Genomic DNA, 14,907 nt, shown 5'->3' with positions numbered 1-14,907 from the left:
TCGCGGCGGCGCTACCTGGGTGCAGCGCTCCCAGGAAGACCGCGCCCTGCCACGTCCCGGCCGGTCGGGGCCACCGTCGGGAGCATGAACAAACTGGATCTCACCGGACGGGTCGCCGTCGTCACCGGTGCCGCCCGCGGCATCGGCCGTGCCTGCGCCGAACTGCTGCGGGCGCGGGGCGCCCGCCTCGTCGTCACCGACCTGCGGGAGTCGGTGCGCGACCTGGCCGCCGACGACGTGGCCGTGCTGACCGGGGACGTCGCCGACGAGGAGCTGGCCCGCGCGACGATGCGGCTGGCGGTGGAGCGGTTCGGCCGGCTGGACGTGCTGGTGAACAACGCCGGCCGGACGCTGAACAAGCCGATCACCGAGACCAGCGTGGCCGACTTCGAGGCGATCCTGCGGGTCAACGCGCGCGGGAACTTCGTGCAGGCGCGGGAGGCGTTCCGGGTGATGGCGGCCGCGGGCGGCGGCTCGATCGTCTCGATCGCGTCGGTGTCGTCGGTGGTCGCGTTCGAGACGCAGACCGCCTACGCCGCGTCGAAGGGCGCGCTGGCCCAGATGACCCGCGTGCTGGCGATCGAAGGCGGGCCGGCCGGCATCCGCTCGAACGCCGTCCTGCCGGGCGTCATCGACACCGACATCATGGACGGCGTGGTCGACAACGGCCGCGAGATGCTCGCCTCGTTCGGCCCGGCCCACCCGATCGGCCGCATCGGCCACCCCGGCGAGGTCGCCGAAGCGGTCGCCTTCCTGGCCTCCGACGCGGCGAGCTTCATCACCGGCGTCCTGCTCCCCGTCGACGGCGGCTGGACGGCGCAGTGAGTCACCGCGGCAGCAGCGGTTCCAGGCTCGTCGCCAGGTCTTCCGCCGCGGCGCACGCTTCGTCCTGCAGATCGCCGGAGAGCAACACGACGGTCGCCGAGGCGCGGGCGTGTTCGGTCACGACGAGCACGACCTCGCACGTCCCGGGGCCGGTGAACTGGCCGATCAGCGCCTTCCGGCCGTTGACGTCGAACGGTGTCCCCGGGGGGTCCGCGCGCTCCGGATCCAGCGCGATGCTCACGCTGCCGTAACCGGGTTTGGTCGCGCCGCACTCGTTCCGGACGCCGATCCGCTGCCCTGGCGTGAACCCCTGCCCCGCGAGCAACTGGTCGAGCAGGGTGCACGCGTTCAGCGCGTCCAGCGGGGTGGGCGCCTCACTCGTGGTGCGCGGCGCCGGCGTCGGCCTGCCGCTGACCGTGGTCGAGCAGGCGGTGAGACCGGTTGTCACGACGACCGCGGCCACCAGCGCCGCACTGCGCTTCATGGTCGCAAAGCCTGCACCCTGCGCGGCTAGTCCATCAACCCGCTGCGCCACGCCCAGGCCGCGACCTCGACGCGGTTGCGTGCCCCGACCTTGCCCTGCACCGCGGCCAGGTGCGTTTTCACCGTGGACAGGGACATGTACAGCTCGGCGCCGATCTCGGTGTTCGTCAGGCCCCGCGCCGCCGCCTTGACCACGTCCAGCTCACGCGCGGTCAGCGGTTCCTTCGGCGGCTGCGCCGACCGCCGGGCGGACGCGCCTTCGAAGTGCTTCAGCAGCCGCACCGTCACCTGCGGCGACACCAGCGCGTCCCCGCGGTGGGCGGCCCGGATCGCCTCGATCAGCAGCGCCGGGCCGGCGTCCTTGAGCAGGAAGCCGCTCGCGCCGTTGCGCAGCGCCGTGTGCACGTACTCGTCGAGGTCGAACGTGGTCACCACGACCACCTTCAGCGGTTCGGCCACGTCCGGCCCGGCCAGCCGGCGCGTCACCTCCAGCCCGTCCAGCCCGGGCATCCGGATGTCCAGCAGGCACACGTCCGGCCGCAGCTCGCGCGCCTTCGTCACCGCCGACACGCCGTCCTCGACGTCGGCGACCACCTCGATGTCGTCCTGCGCGTCGAGGATCATCCGGAACCCCATCCGCACCATGCTCTGGTCGTCGGCGATCAGTACGCGAATCAAGCTTCTTCCTCCACCGGCAACCACGCCTCCACCACCCAGCCCCCGTCCGGTGCCGGGCCCGCGGTGAGCCGGCCGTGCAGCAGCTCGACCCGCTCGCGCATCCCGATCAGACCGTATCCCCCCGATCCGCCGGCCGGCCGTGCCGCCACCTGGCGGCCGTCGTCGGCCACCCGGATGTGCAGTTCGCCGCCGCGGACCTCGGCCAGCAGGCACGCCCGCGTCGCGCCGGCCGCGTGCTTGCCGATGTTCGTCAGCGACTCCTGGACCAGCCGCAGCGCCGACCGCGCCACCTCCTGCGGCAGGTCCGCGGGCACCCGCACGTCCGCCTCGACCGGGACCCCGTGGTGCCCGGACTCCACCAGCCGCCGCAGGTCCGCGTCCAGGTCCATGGTGGCCTGGTCGGTGACCGCGTCCGCGCCCGCGCGCATGCTGCCCACCAGCCGACGCATCGCGGTCATCGCCTCGGTGCCCGCGGCCTCGATGCGTTCGATGACCTCCAGCGCGACCTTCGGGTTCTGGTCGGCGATCACCTTCGCCGCCTGCGCCTGCACGATGATGCCGGTGACGTGGTGCGCCACCAGGTCGTGCAGTTCCCGCGCCAGCGCCATCCGCTCGGAGTTCTGCGCGTCGGCGACCGCGGCCTCGACCACCTTGCGCCGCTCGGAGTCGCGCGCCCGGAGGTACAGCCCGCCGGCCACCGAGATGCCCAGCACGAGCACCGCGGCGATGACGACGTCCCGCAGGTCGGCCATGGTCATCCGGCCGCGGCCACTGGCCAGGTTCGTCAGCGTGGTGAACGCGACCCCGGCCGACATCAGCGTGATCGCGCCCCACGCCCGCTTCGGCTCGACCGACCGGACCAGCAGGACCACGACGATGATCCCGGCGACGATCTCGGTGAACGGCAGCGCGCCGTAGCCCAGCTGGTACTGCCACGGCGCGACCCACAGCGCCGCCGACGTGGCGAAGATGATCCCGGCGAGCAGCAGCGCCGCGGGCAGCGGACGCCGGGTCGCGTACACGGTCATGGCGGCCGCGGCCAGCGAGCAGATCAGCGCGGGCAGCGCGCGGATGCCGCCGTCCAGCAGCTGGTACAGCTCCAGGAACACGGGCAGGCTGAGCCCGCCGATCAGCGGCCACTGCTCGCGCACCAGGTCGCGCGCCGGGCTCTCCTTGCGCGGGGCCTGGCCGCGCCGGAAGTGCAGCCCGGCCAGCACCGCGGCGACCAGCAGCACCATCCCGAGCAGCAGCGTCTCGCCCATCCCGCGGTCGTCCGAGCCGTTGCGGTAGCCGGCCGCGAACAACCCGGCGAGCACCAGCGTGCCGGTGCCGACGACCGACTCCGCCCACCGCACCCGGCGGACGCAGAAGAACACCAGCTCCAGCCCGGCGACGGTCTCGCTCAGCGACACGTTGCTCAGCAGCGTGGTGTAGGCCGCCGCGTCGGTCTCCCGGATCAGGAACGTCGAGGCGAACAGCGTCGCCGCACCGGCGAACACGGCGACCGCGGGCCGGGTCCGCGCCCACAGCGCGCACGCGCCCAGCGCGATCATCCCGGGCAGCAGCAGGAGGTCACGGCCGTGTGGCCCGACCGAGTCCACACTGGCCGGCAGCACGACGGCCAGATCGCACAGGAAGGCGGCGACCAGCAGAACGCCTTCGAGCCCCAGCCATCGCCAGGCCGAGGTGACGCGATCGGAGAACGGCACAACCGAACGGTAGCGGCTGGGCGAGCTCACGCACCTTGGCCGCCCGGCCACCCCGGATCGGCCGATCGGCCGATCCGGGCACCCCGCCCGGCCTGTGAACCTGCTGTGCGGGAACACCGAAAGGGGATACGTTCATGACTCCACAAGGGAGCGTCGTGCTGTCCGGGCGGGGGCTCGTCAAGCGGTACGGCGAGCAGGTCGCGCTGGCCGGGGTGGACATCGACATCCACGCCGGGGAGGCGCTCGCGGTCGTCGGCCCGTCCGGATCGGGCAAGACGTCGCTGCTGCACGTGCTGGCCGGGATCCTGCGGCCGGACGGCGGCGAGATCACGCTGAACGGTCAGCGCATCGAGCAGCTGTCCGAAACCAAGCGCAGCGAGTTGCGGCGCACCGAGTTCGGGTTCGTGTTCCAGCAGGGAATGCTGGTCGCCGAACTGTCCGCCGAGGAGAACGTGGCGCTGCCGATGCTGCTCGGGGGCGCCAAGCGCCGCGAGGCGATCGGCGCGGCGCGGGAGTGGCTGGGCCGGCTCGGGCTGCGCGGCCGGGAGGGGTCCCGCCCCGGTGAGCTGTCCGGCGGGCAGGCGCAGCGCGTGGCGATCGCCCGCGCGCTCACCCACCGGCCGAAGGTGATCTTCGCCGACGAGCCGACCGGCGCGCTGGACACCCGCACCGGCAAGGACACCATGGACGCCCTGCTGGCCGCGGCTTCGGACGCGGGCACCTCGGTGGTCATCGTGACGCACGACGTGGAACTGGCCGCGTCGCTGCCGCGCACCGTGACCATCCGGGACGGGCGGATCGCGGAGCAGGTGGGGGTGCTTTCGTGAGCCCGGTCCAGCTGGCGTTCAAGGTGCTGCGGGCCGACCGCCGGACCCGGACCGCCACCCTGCTCACCGCGGTGGGGGTCGCGGTGGCCACGGGTCTGGTGCTCCTGCTGCTGAGCCTGCCCTACGCCACGCAGGCCCGCGCCGAGCGCGCGGTGTGGCAGGAGGCGTACGGCTCGCGTGTTGACGGCGCCCCGACCCTGTCGATCGCGACCAGCACCGACTTCTTCGACGGCAGGCAGATCGACCGGGTCGACGTGGCCCAGCTCGGCGGCGGGGTGAGCCTGCCTGCCGGGATGCCGAAGTTCCCGGCGCCCGGGGAGGTGCTGGTGTCGCCGGAGCTGTTCCAGGCGATGCACCGGCTCCCGGCGTCGCAACTGGCCGACCGGTTCCCCGGCAAGGTGGTCGGCACCCTCGGCGAGGACGCCCTGCGGTTCCCGGACCAGCTCGTCGCGCTCGTCGGGCACACGCCGGAGACGATGCCGGTGACCGCGAACCAGCGGACCGGGTTCGTCCCGTCTTCCGACGCGCGGGTGGACGAGCTGCTGACCCTGCTGGCCGGGGTCGGTGTCGTGGTGCTGCTGGTGCCGAGCCTGGTGCTGGTGGCCTCCTCGGCGCGGCTGATCGCGGCCAGGCGGGAGCAGCGGCTGGCCGCCCTGCGGCTGGCGGGGGCGACGCCGGGGCAGGTCGTGTCGATCACCGCGGCCGAAACCGGGATCGCCGCGGTCGCGGGTGCGTTGATCGGCTGGGCGATCAGCCCGCTGCTGTGGTCGCTGGCCCGGCTCGTGCCGTGGGACGGCGGCACCTGGCTGGCCGGGGACTTCCGCGTGCCGCTCGGGCTCACCGTGCTGGTGATGGTCGCCGTGCCGGCGCTGGTGCTGCTGGCCGCCGTGTTCGGGCTGCGGCGCGTGGTGAGCAACCCGGTGGGGGCGGTCGTGCAGCACACGCCGAAACCGCTGCGGTGGTGGCGCCTGCTCTCGCTGCCCGCGACGGCGTTGTTCTTCTTCTTCGCCATCGAGAAGGGCGACGACGTCAACCTGGTCCTGCTCGGGCTCGGGCTGATGATCGCCTCGGCGATGCTGGTCGGGCCGTACGTCACCGCGGTGATCGGCGGGTTCTTCGTGAGCCGGTGGCGCAGGCCGTCCGCGCTGCTGGCCGGGCGGCGGCTGCGCAACGACCCGCGCGGCGCCTACCGCGCCTCGGCCGGGGTCGTGCTCGCCGTGTTCACCGGGTCGATGGCGCTGACGCTGATGCCCAGCTTCGACGCGATGACCGGCGGCGGCGGGACGTTCCGGGACTCGGTGCTGTCGATGGACGCCTACGGTGAGCGGTCCGCCGCGATCACCGGCCAGGCCAACGCCACGCTCGCGCGCTACAACCTGCCGGCCCGCGCGGTGTCGATGCCCCAGGTGACGCTGAAGTCGGTGAACGGGTCCAGCTACTCGGGCGTGGTCGTGTCCTGCGCCGACGGCATCAAGCTCTACCGCCTCTCGGCCACCTGCACCGGGCCGGGGATCTACAGCACCCACGAGCTGGACCTGGGCGGCTTCCAGGTGTCCGGCACCTACGAAGCCCCTGGCGTGCCGTTCGCGCCGGGCACCACGGTCAAGCCGATGGTGCAGACCGACGACGACGGGTACGCGCCGGTGCTGATCGACCCGGCGGTGATGCCGGCCGGGATCGTGTCGGAGTACGCGCGGATCGCCGTCGACACCACCCCAGCCGACCGGGAGATGGTGCGGACCGCGCTGGTCGGCGCGGCCGGTGGGGAGAGCGTGTACAGCCGGGAGCTGTACCTGGACGAGCAGCGCAGCCAGCTGGACGACCTGCGCCGCGTCACGGTCATCGGGGTGACGGTCGCGGCGATCCTGGCCGGGTGCAGCGCGGCGATCGCGACCGCCGGGTCGGTGATGGACCGCCGCCGCACGTTCGGGGCGCTGATGGCGGCCGGCACGCCGACCCGGCTGCTGGCCAGGGCGCTGCGGATGGAGGCCGCACTGCCCGCGCTCGTCGCCACGATCGGATCCGGGGTGCTGGGAATGATCGCCGGGCTCGGGTTGTTCTCGATCATTCAGGAATCCCGGGCCGCCTCGGCGGTGATCAGCCCGTGGCTGGCCGCGCCGGTGGTGCTCGGGTTCGCCGTGGCCGTGCTCGCCGCGTCGGTCTGCACGCCGGCCCTGAACCGGGTGCGCGCGGAACCGCTGGCCGACGAATGAGCAAGTCCGGCCGCCCCTTCGTCGGGGGAGGGGCGGCCGGTCAGCCCACGCGTTCGAAGATCAGGTCCCGGCTGATCCGGCCCTCCTGGTCGGCCCGCTGCTCGAACTTCGTCACCGGACGCCAGCCCGGCCGCGGCGCCCAGTCGTCGAACCGGTTGCGCAACGCGGGCTCGGCCGAGCATACCTCGAGCATCTGCTCGGCGTAGTGCTCCCAGTCGGTGGCCAGGTGCAGGATCCCGCCCGGCGCGAGCCGCGACGCGACCAGCTTCACGAAGTCCGGCTGCACCAGGCGGCGCTTGTGGTGGCGCTTCTTCGGCCACGGGTCGGGGAAGAAGATCCGCACACCGGACAGCGAGTCCGGCGCGATGTGCTCGGTCAGCGCGACCACCGCGTCGCCGTGCAGCAGGCGCAGGTTCGCCAGGCCGAGCCGTTCGGCACGCAGCATCAGCTGCCCGAGACCCGCCTCGTACACCTCGACGGCGACGTAGTTGACCTCCGGCTCGGCGGCCGCGAGCTGCGCGGTGGTCTCCCCCATGCCGGATCCGATCTCCAGCAGTACCGGCGCCGGGCGGCCGAACCACTCGGCGAAGTCGATCGGACCGGGCGGCAGCTCGGCCACCTTGCGCCCGATGTCCGCCCACTGGCGTTCCCAGGCACGCTGCTGGCCGACCGTCATCCGGCCGCCACGCTGCACGTAGCTGACGACACTCCGCAGGCGGGGTTGGTGCTCGCTCTCCACCCGCCCAAGTTACTTGTCGCAGGGGGAACGGCTTGCTTGGCGGTGCGGGTAGCGGTGCCGGTTGCTCAGGTGGTGCAGGCGGCTCCGCCACTTGTGGAACCGCCGTCAGCGGACCGCCTCGAACTCCCCCAAGCGGGAACGCAGGCCACCGACCCCGGCGACCGCGATCGGCGACGGTGTGGTGCCCGTGTGCGCCGGCAGCACGTCGATCCACCCGTCGTGGCGGCTCGTGTTGAGGATCGTGGTGGGGATCTTGTGCCCGGAGCGGCCGTTCTCCGACGGCATGAACTCCCAGTAACCGGACTCGCCGTCGGCGGCCCACGGCACGTACTCCCAGCCCGGGCGGCGGGACAGCAGCTGTGCGATCCGGTCCTCGATGCGGAAACCGGTCGCCCGCGAGTCCAGCCTGCCCTCCGCCAGGGCCCGCAGCCACCACGGCGCCGGGATCATCCCGCCCCGGGCGCTCACCGCGCGGAACAACGCGAGCACTTCCCCCTCGGCGGCGCGATGGATCCACGCCCGCCGGATCTCGGCCGGTCTGGTCGCGGTGGCCGCGATCCGGGGCAGCTCCACGGCCTGCGACCACTCGAGCGCGTCGAGCGGTTCCAGAGCGGGCGGATACGCAGCGGTGCGCGGGGCGGCGATTTCGGCATCAACATCCACCGTCAAGGGTCACCTCCGTGGAGTCGCCTGACGTGGTAATTCCAGAGTGCCTGGTCAGAGGCGGTGCGTCCGCTTCCTGTGACCCCGACCACAGGCCCTTTACGCGCAATTAACCCAGCGGTCGTAACGGCCTCATCCGATTAATCGATTCGACCTTTCCCGCGGTCGCCGCGTGCGGTAACGGCGAAGGCCCGGGCCACCCTCCGAATTCGGTGGCCCGGGCCGTTCCTTCCCCGTGCTCCGGTCCCCACCGGAGCTTCCCCTGTGGTGGTCTTCGTCAGGCGTCGCGTCGCCGCGCGGTGCCGATCGCGATGGCGAGCAGCGCCACGGCGACCGCCGCGAAGTAGGCCAGCGACCCGCCCTGCGACAGCACGGCGGTGGACATCGGCGCGCCCGCATCGGTGTTGCGGCCCATGTTCGACAAGCCGTCGCCGGTGAGGAACTTGTTCGCCACGTTGAACGGCAGCCACTGGTAGATGTCGTCGCCGACGCCCGGGATCATCCGGATCAGGTCCTCGACGGCGAGCGCGTAGATCAGCAGCAGTGCGATCGCGCCGGCGCTGTGGCGGAGCAGGATGCCCACGGCCACCGCGATCACCGCGGCGAACGCGTAGACCACGCCGACCCCGGCCACGTTGATCCAGTCCGCGCCGGTGTCCAGCGCGAGCGGGGCGTTCGGCTTGAGCAGCAGCGCCAGCGCCCACGAGCCGAACGCGCTCAGCTCACCGATGACCAGGGCGACCAGCGCGACCACGGTCGCCTTCGCGGTCAGCGCGGCGGCGCGGTTGGGCACCGCCTGGAAGGTCGTGCGGATCGTGCCGAACCGGTACTCGGTGGTGACCGCGAGCGCGGCCAGCACCATGATCACGGCCATGCCGAAGCTGTAGCCGAACTGGGTCGAGGCGACGGTGGCGGTGAACTCGCCGCCGTCGTCGGCGTTGCCGACGATCAGGGCGGAGAACCCGATCGTGGTGGCCAGCGCCACCAGCGCGCACCACCACGGCGATCGGGTGGTGAACAGTTTCATCCGTTCCACGGCAAGCAAAGTCATGATGTTCGCGTCTCCCCTAGTTCGCCGGCTCGAGAGCGTGCCGGGGCTCGGTCGCCAGACCGGTGTGGTACTCCACGGAATCGCCCGTGATCTGCATGAACGCCTGCTCCAGCGAACCCGTCTGCGGGCTCAGCTCGTGCAGCACGATGCCGTTGCCCGCGGCCAGCTCGCCGATCTTCTCGCTGTCCAAACCGGACACCAGGATGCCGTCGTCGGTGTCGGTGGCGCTGTCGGCCGGCAGCAGCGAGCGCAGCTGGTCCAGCTGCGGGCTGCGCACCTTGACCGTGTTCTCGCTGGCCCGCGCGACGAATTCCGTCGTGGTGCTCTGCGAGATCAGCCTGCCCTTGCCGATGACCACGAGGTTGGAGGCGGTCAGCGCCATCTCCGACAGCAGGTGGCTGGAGACGAAGACGGTGCGGCCCTCGTCGGCCAGGCGGTGCATGAACTTGCGGATCCAGAGGATGCCCTCCGGGTCGAGGCCGTTGACCGGCTCGTCGAACAGCAGCACCTCCGGGTCGCCGAGCAGGGCCGCGGCGATCCCCAGCCGCTGCGACATGCCCAGCGAGAAGCCACCCGCGCGCTTGCCGGCCACGCTGGTCAGGCCGACGATTTCGAGCACCTCGTCCACGCGGCGCATCGGCAGGTGGTTGGACTTCGCCATCCAGGCCAGGTGCGCGCGGGCCGAGCGGTTCGGGTGCACCCACTTGGCGTCGAGCAGCGCGCCGACCGTCCGAAGTGGATTCTTCAGTTCCGTGTAACGTTTTCCGCCGATGGTCACCTGGCCGCTGGTCGGATTGTCCAGGCCCAGGATCATCCGCATGGTGGTCGATTTCCCGGCGCCGTTGGGACCGAGGAAACCGGTCACCTCGCCGGGGGCGACGTCGAATGACAGATCGTTGACGGCGAGTGTTTTGCCGTAGCGTTTCGTGAGGCCGCGTGCCTCGATCATGGTTGCTCCCCTGCTGGTCAAAGCCTGTGTTCCCCGTGCGGTTCTCATGCTGACCGATCGGGGTACGCGTGCGCGTCATCCTGTGGTTGCAACTTCCCACCCGACTGCGGTAGTAGCCTCCCGTGATTTCCGGGCGCGCGCGATCGGTGATGACCCTGAATCGCCCCTGAGCTTCGGCACCCGGTTTTGTCGGGGTCGGGCGTTATGGTCCCGGTATGACGGCGAAGACGGTGCTCGTGACGGGGGCGACCCGCGGATGTGGTCGCGCGATCGCGGTGGAGCTGGGGCGCGGCGGCGCGACGGTGTACGTCACGGGACGTACGACGCGCGAGTCGGCGTCGCCGATGAAGCGGTCGGAGACGATCGAGGAGACGGCCGAACTGGTCGACGCGGCGGGCGGCCGGGGCGTGCCGGTGCGGTGCGACTTCACGTCGGTGGCGGACGTGGACGCGCTGCGGTCCCGGGTCGAGGCGGAGGCGGGCGGGCTGGGCGTGCTGGTCGACGACGTGTGGGGCGGTGACCCGTTCGTCGACTTCGAGCGGCCGTACTGGGAGTCCAGCCTGGACGACGCGCTGACCCTGGTGCACAACGCGCTGGACACGCACCTGATCGCGCTGCACCGGCTGCTGCCGCTGGTCGTGCGGCGCCCCGGCGGGATCGTGATCGAGGTGACCGACGGCGACGACGACGAGTACGTGGGCGCGGGCATCCCGTACTACCTGGCGAAGTGCGGGGTGCGGGCGCTCGGCCGGGCGCTGGGCGCGGAGCTGGCCGGGAAGGGCTGCGTCGGCCTGTCGGTCACGCCCGGTTTCCTGCGCTCGGAGGCGATGCTGGACCTCTTCGGCGTCACGGAGTCCAACTGGCGCGACGCGGTGGCCGGTGCGGGCGGCCCGGACTTCGCGGTCTCGGAGACGCCGTACTACCTGGCCCGCGGCGTGGCCGCCCTGGTGGCCGACCCGGAGGTGGCGCGCTTCGCGGGGAAGACGCTCGCCTCGTGGACGCTCATGCACGAATACGGCGTGACCGACACGGACGGCACCCGCCCCGACTGGGGCCGCTGGTACGCCGAGGTGCACAAGGCGGGCAAGACCCCGGCGGAGGTGGACCCGGCGCCCTACCGCTGACGCGCTCGCCAAGCCCCCGGCGGCCCGCCCAGGGCCGATCGGTGGCCGGCGCAGGTGGGGGAAGCTGCCGTGGCCAAGCAGCTCACCGGCGCGCCGTGAGCAGCCAGTTCCCGCCCGCGATCGCTGCTCCGGCTCCGCCTCAGGCCTGGCCCGGCCGGATCAGGCCAGTCTCGTACGCCAGCACCACCGCCTGCACCCGGTCCCGCAGCCCGAGCTTCGCCAGGATCCGGCCCACGTGCGTCTTCACCGTCGCCTCCGAGAGGAACAGCTTGTCCGCGATCTCCACATTGGACAGGCCCTTCGCGATGAGCACCAGCACCTCGCGTTCCCGCTCGGTCAGCACGTTCAGCTCGGCCTCGTCGCGCGGGGGGCCGCCGCCGCTCATGAACCGGTCCAGCAGCCGCCGCGTCACCGACGGCGACACCACCGCGTCCCCGGACGCCACCGACCGCAACGCCGACACCAGGTGGTCCGGCGGCGTGTCCTTCAGCAGGAACCCGCTCGCCCCGTTCTGCAGCGCCGCGTACACGTACTCGTCCAGGTCGAACGTCGTCATCACCAGCACCCGCGACGTGCCGGCCTCGACGATCCGCTTCGTCGCCTCGACGCCGTCCATCACCGGCATCCGCACGTCCATCAGCACCACGTCGGGCCGCAGCGAACCGGCCAGCGACACCGCGTCCGACCCGTTCCCGGCCTCGCCGACCAGGTCGATGTCCTCCTGCGCGCCCAGCACCATGCGGAACCCGACCCGCATCAGCTCCTGGTCGTCGACCACCACCACGCGGATCACGGGTCGAGCCTCACCGGGAAGCTCGCGTGCACCCGCCAGCCGCCGCCGGGCCGCGGCCCCACCCGCAGGATCCCGCCGAACAGGTGCGCCCGCTCGCGCATCCCGATCACCCCGTTGCCTCCCGGCAGGTCCGGCTCGGGCACCAGCGCCCGTGCCTTGCCCGCCCCGTCGTCCACGATCTCCACGTCCACCAGGTTCTCAGTCCGCCGCACCCGCACCTGCGCCCGCGCCCCCGGCCCGGCGTGCTTGAGCGTGTTCGTCAGCGACTCCTGCACGATCCGGTACACCCCGAGCGACACCCCGGCCGGCAGTTCGGCCAGCTCGCCGTCGATCGACAGCTCCACCGGCACCCCTGCGGCCCGCACCCGCTCCGCCAGGTCCGCCAGCGACTCCGCCGTCGGCTGCGGGATCCGCGGCTCCCCGTCCACCTCTTCGTTGCGCAGCACCTGCAGCAGCCGCCGCAGCTCGGTCAGCGCCTGCCGGCCCGTCTCGGAAATCGTGCGGACCGCCCGCTCCGCCTGCTCCGGGTTCGACCGCAGCGCGTACGACGCCCCGTCGGCCTGCACCACGATCACGCTCACCGCGTGCGCCACCACGTCGTGCAGTTCCCGTGCGATCCGCCCGCGCTCCTCGGCCACCGCGATCCGCCCGGCCTGGTCGCGCTCGGTTTCCAGCAGGTGCAGCCGCGCCTCCATCTCCGCCTGGTAGGCCCGCCGCGCCCCGACGAACTCGCCGAGCACCCAGCACAGCGCGAAGACCAGGCTGATGAACACCAGCGGCGGCCAGCCGCCCGGTGACCAGCCCGCCCACACCTGCAGCAGGCTGACCACGGCCTGCGCGACCAGGTACACCGCGGCCTGCCGCCGCCCGACGTAGACGACCATCGTGTACAGCGCGACACAGCTCGCCGTCGCGCTGCCGAACCCCAGTAGCAGCGCGCTGTGCGGCACCGTCATCACCAGGATCACGTAGGCCATGACCTGCGGATACTTGCGCCGGAACGCCACCGGGGCCACCATCGCGACGTCCAGCGGGAGCGCGACGTACCACGCCGGCCCCGTGTACCGGTTCGCCTGCGCGACCAGTGTCAGCAGGTCCATGAGCAGCAGCAACAGCGCGAGCAGGACGTCCCCGACCATCGGGTGCGCCCGCATCCACAAGCTCAGTCGCCGCACACCGTTCACCCTAGGTCGGCGCCGGTCCACTCCGCGTCATCCCGGGGTATCACCGGACGTGGGACTTCGGACCGAGGTCATGGCAGGATTCGAGGGCACAACCGCAGGGCACCGGGAGGGGGCGACGTGACGGCGACGACGGATCAGGGCCGCCTGGCCGGTCCGCTGTCGGTGTCGGTGGCCAACCTCTGCCGCCGCCTGCAGCCGCAGGTCTCCGCCCGCACCGCCGCCGGGTTCGCCGAGGTGCTGCGCCGCCTGGGCGCGCCGCTGCAGGTCGCGGTCGCCGGGCGCATCAAATCCGGCAAGTCGACGCTGGTCAACGCGCTGATCGGGCGGCGGGTCGCGCCGACCGACGTGGGCGAGTGCACCCGCCTGGTGACCCGCTTCCAGTACGGCACGGTGGACCGCATCGAGGTCGTGTTCGCGGGCGGCCACAAGCAGGTGCTGCCGTTCGCGCCGGACGGGTCGATCCCGGCCGAGCTGGGCGTGGACATCAGCAAGGTCTCGCACATCGAGGCGTACCTGACCAGCGCGGTCCTGCAGGACATGACCGTGATCGACACCCCGGGCCTCGGTTCGCTGGACGCCGCGTCGGTCTCCCGCACCGAGCAGCTACTCGGCGCCGCCCAGGCCGTGGAGTCCGCGGACGGCGGCGACGAGCTGGACGAGACCTCACGCAACGCGGTCGCCGGCGCCGAGGCCGTCCTCTACGTCGTGACCCAGGGCGTGCGCGCCGACGACCAGCAGGCGCTCGCCGCGTTCACCGCCGCCACCGCCAGCCGCGAGGCGGGCCCGGTCAACGCGATCGCGGTGCTGAACAAGGCCGACACCATCCCGCCGGAGTCCGTCGAGGGGTCCGGCGGTGACGTGTGGCGGGCCGCGTCGATCCTCGCCGAGAAGCAGGGCCTGCTGCTCAAGCCGCGGGTCGCCGACGTGCTGCCGGTGATCGGGCTGATCGCCGAGTCCGCCGAGTCGGGCAACTTCACCTCCGCCGACGCCGACGCGGTGTCCGAGCTGGCCGCGCTGGACGACGCGACGCGGGAGACCATGCTGATGGCGGCCGACATCTTCACCAGCTGGGACTGCGAGGTCCCGGCCGGCACCCGGTTGCGGCTGCTGGAGAAGCTCGACCTGTACGGCATCCGCCGCGCCATCGACGCGATCCGCGCCGACGAGACGATCACCGCGGGCGCGCTGCGCAGGCTGCTGCTCGCCGCCTCCGGGCTGGACGCCGTCCGCGCCCGCCTGAACACGGTCTTCGCCGCCCGCGCCGACGGGATCAAGGCCGCGGCCGCGCTCGCGTCGGTCACCGCGCTGGCCCACGCCTCCGGCGATCCGGCCGAGCGGCAACGCGTGCACGACGCCATCGAGGTGCTGCTCGCCAAACCCGAGGCGCACCAGCTGCGGCTGCTGGAGGCGCTCACCCTGGTCGTGGCCGGCGCCGTCGACATGCCCGAGGACCTGGCCGAGGAGGTCCTGCGGGTGGGCAGCAACGCCGACATCGACGAGCAGCTGGGCCTGCCCGGCGCGTCCCGGCCGGAACTGGCCGCGCACGCGCTGGAACGCGCCGGCTGGTGGCGGTCGTTCGCGTCCTTCGGCGCGACGCCGGCGCAGAGCCGCGTCGCGCACGTCGTGCACCGGGCGTACTTCCTCATCTGGCAGCAGCTGAGATGACCGA

The 14,907-nt window shown here is 72.4% G+C and carries 14 protein-coding genes; 5 read left to right on the top strand and 9 right to left on the bottom strand.

The window, feature by feature from the left end; all coding sequences use genetic code 11:
- The first annotated feature begins 84 nt into the window (after window positions 1-84).
- A complete protein-coding gene (locus D0D15_RS11820; protein WP_115944429.1) occupies window positions 85-825 on the top strand; it encodes an SDR family NAD(P)-dependent oxidoreductase in 741 nt (246 codons plus the stop codon).
- 1 nt (window position 826) lies between these two features.
- Here D0D15_RS11820 and D0D15_RS11815 read toward each other — a convergent pair whose 3' ends face one another.
- Genes D0D15_RS11815 through D0D15_RS11805 form a run of 3 tightly spaced genes read right to left on the bottom strand, consistent with a single transcriptional unit; the run spans window position 827 to window position 3,695 of the window.
- A complete protein-coding gene (locus D0D15_RS11815; RefSeq protein WP_094003239.1) occupies window positions 827-1,309 on the bottom strand; it encodes a DUF3558 domain-containing protein in 483 nt (160 codons plus the stop codon).
- 26 nt (window positions 1,310-1,335) lie between these two features.
- Window positions 1,336-1,986, bottom strand: a complete 651-nt coding sequence (locus D0D15_RS11810; RefSeq protein ID WP_094003238.1) for a response regulator — start codon at window positions 1,984-1,986, stop codon at window positions 1,336-1,338.
- The gene (locus D0D15_RS11805) at window positions 1,983-3,695 is read right to left on the bottom strand and encodes a sensor histidine kinase (RefSeq protein ID WP_094003237.1); all 1,713 of its coding nucleotides are present in this window, start codon (window positions 3,693-3,695) and stop codon (window positions 1,983-1,985) included. Before D0D15_RS11805 ends, D0D15_RS11810 begins: the two co-directional genes overlap by 4 nt.
- Window positions 3,696-3,829: 134 nt before the next feature.
- Here D0D15_RS11805 and D0D15_RS11800 point away from each other — a divergent pair, with 134 nt between their 5' ends.
- Together D0D15_RS11800 and D0D15_RS11795 are read left to right on the top strand one after the other, a co-directional pair.
- Window positions 3,830-4,522 (top strand): ABC transporter ATP-binding protein, encoded by a 693-nt coding sequence (locus D0D15_RS11800; protein WP_094003236.1) that lies wholly within the window; start codon window positions 3,830-3,832, stop codon window positions 4,520-4,522.
- Window positions 4,519-6,735, top strand: coding sequence for an FtsX-like permease family protein (locus D0D15_RS11795; RefSeq protein ID WP_094003235.1), 2,217 nt, complete (start codon window positions 4,519-4,521; stop codon window positions 6,733-6,735). Before D0D15_RS11800 ends, D0D15_RS11795 begins: the two co-directional genes overlap by 4 nt.
- A gap of 40 nt (window positions 6,736-6,775) precedes the next feature.
- On the opposite strand, the gene trmB is transcribed toward D0D15_RS11795, so the two are convergent.
- The 4 genes from trmB to D0D15_RS11775 all read right to left on the bottom strand — a co-directional run bounded on the left by trmB (window position 6,776) and on the right by D0D15_RS11775 (window position 10,137).
- Window positions 6,776-7,474 carry a tRNA (guanosine(46)-N7)-methyltransferase TrmB gene (gene trmB, locus D0D15_RS11790; protein WP_094003234.1) on the bottom strand — a complete coding sequence of 233 codons (699 nt, stop codon included), beginning with the start codon at window positions 7,472-7,474 and terminating at the stop codon, window positions 6,776-6,778.
- Between the two features lie 105 nt (window positions 7,475-7,579).
- The gene (locus D0D15_RS11785; RefSeq protein WP_094003233.1) at window positions 7,580-8,143 is read right to left on the bottom strand and encodes a hypothetical protein; all 564 of its coding nucleotides are present in this window, start codon (window positions 8,141-8,143) and stop codon (window positions 7,580-7,582) included.
- A gap of 271 nt (window positions 8,144-8,414) precedes the next feature.
- Window positions 8,415-9,188, bottom strand: a complete 774-nt coding sequence (locus tag D0D15_RS11780) for an ABC transporter permease (RefSeq protein ID WP_094003232.1) — start codon at window positions 9,186-9,188, stop codon at window positions 8,415-8,417.
- Window positions 9,189-9,204: 16 nt separating this feature from the next.
- A complete protein-coding gene (locus D0D15_RS11775) occupies window positions 9,205-10,137 on the bottom strand; it encodes an ABC transporter ATP-binding protein (RefSeq protein ID WP_094003231.1) in 933 nt (310 codons plus the stop codon).
- Window positions 10,138-10,352: 215 nt separating this feature from the next.
- Here D0D15_RS11775 and D0D15_RS11770 point away from each other — a divergent pair, with 215 nt between their 5' ends.
- Window positions 10,353-11,261, top strand: a complete 909-nt coding sequence (locus D0D15_RS11770; protein ID WP_115944428.1) for an SDR family NAD(P)-dependent oxidoreductase — start codon at window positions 10,353-10,355, stop codon at window positions 11,259-11,261.
- A gap of 139 nt (window positions 11,262-11,400) precedes the next feature.
- On the opposite strand, the gene D0D15_RS11765 is transcribed toward D0D15_RS11770, so the two are convergent.
- On the bottom strand, window positions 11,401-12,054 hold the full coding sequence (locus D0D15_RS11765; RefSeq protein WP_094003229.1) for a response regulator: 654 nt from the start codon (window positions 12,052-12,054) through the stop codon (window positions 11,401-11,403).
- On the bottom strand, window positions 12,051-13,208 hold the full coding sequence (locus D0D15_RS11760; RefSeq protein ID WP_425266783.1) for a sensor histidine kinase: 1,158 nt from the start codon (window positions 13,206-13,208) through the stop codon (window positions 12,051-12,053). The genes D0D15_RS11765 and D0D15_RS11760 overlap by 4 nt, the downstream gene beginning before the upstream one ends.
- A gap of 147 nt (window positions 13,209-13,355) precedes the next feature.
- Here D0D15_RS11760 and D0D15_RS11755 point away from each other — a divergent pair, with 147 nt between their 5' ends.
- Complete coding sequence (locus D0D15_RS11755) at window positions 13,356-14,903, top strand: dynamin family protein (RefSeq protein ID WP_115944427.1); 1,548 nt, start codon at window positions 13,356-13,358, stop codon at window positions 14,901-14,903.
- Window positions 14,904-14,907 lie beyond the last annotated feature (4 nt).

Source organism: Amycolatopsis thermalba (assembly GCF_003385215.1).
GTDB lineage: Bacteria > Actinomycetota > Actinomycetes > Mycobacteriales > Pseudonocardiaceae > Amycolatopsis_E > Amycolatopsis_E thermalba.
This window is presented reverse-complemented; position numbering and strand designations above follow the sequence as displayed.

Bases quoted from the DNA above. Each gene is read 5' to 3' on its own strand.
- D0D15_RS11800 (WP_094003236.1), top strand. From the start codon at position 3,830: ATGACTCCACAAGGGAGCGTCGTGCTGTCCGGGCGGGGGCTCGTCAAG.
- D0D15_RS11775 (WP_094003231.1), bottom strand. From the start codon at position 10,137: ATGATCGAGGCACGCGGCCTCACGAAACGCTACGGCAAAACACTCGCC.
- D0D15_RS11820 (WP_115944429.1), top strand. From the start codon at position 85: ATGAACAAACTGGATCTCACCGGACGGGTCGCCGTCGTCACCGGTGCC.
- D0D15_RS11780 (WP_094003232.1), bottom strand. From the start codon at position 9,188: ATGACTTTGCTTGCCGTGGAACGGATGAAACTGTTCACCACCCGATCG.
- D0D15_RS11760 (WP_425266783.1), bottom strand. From the start codon at position 13,208: ATGCGGGCGCACCCGATGGTCGGGGACGTCCTGCTCGCGCTGTTGCTG.
- D0D15_RS11770 (WP_115944428.1), top strand. From the start codon at position 10,353: ATGACGGCGAAGACGGTGCTCGTGACGGGGGCGACCCGCGGATGTGGT.
- D0D15_RS11815 (WP_094003239.1), bottom strand. From the start codon at position 1,309: ATGAAGCGCAGTGCGGCGCTGGTGGCCGCGGTCGTCGTGACAACCGGT.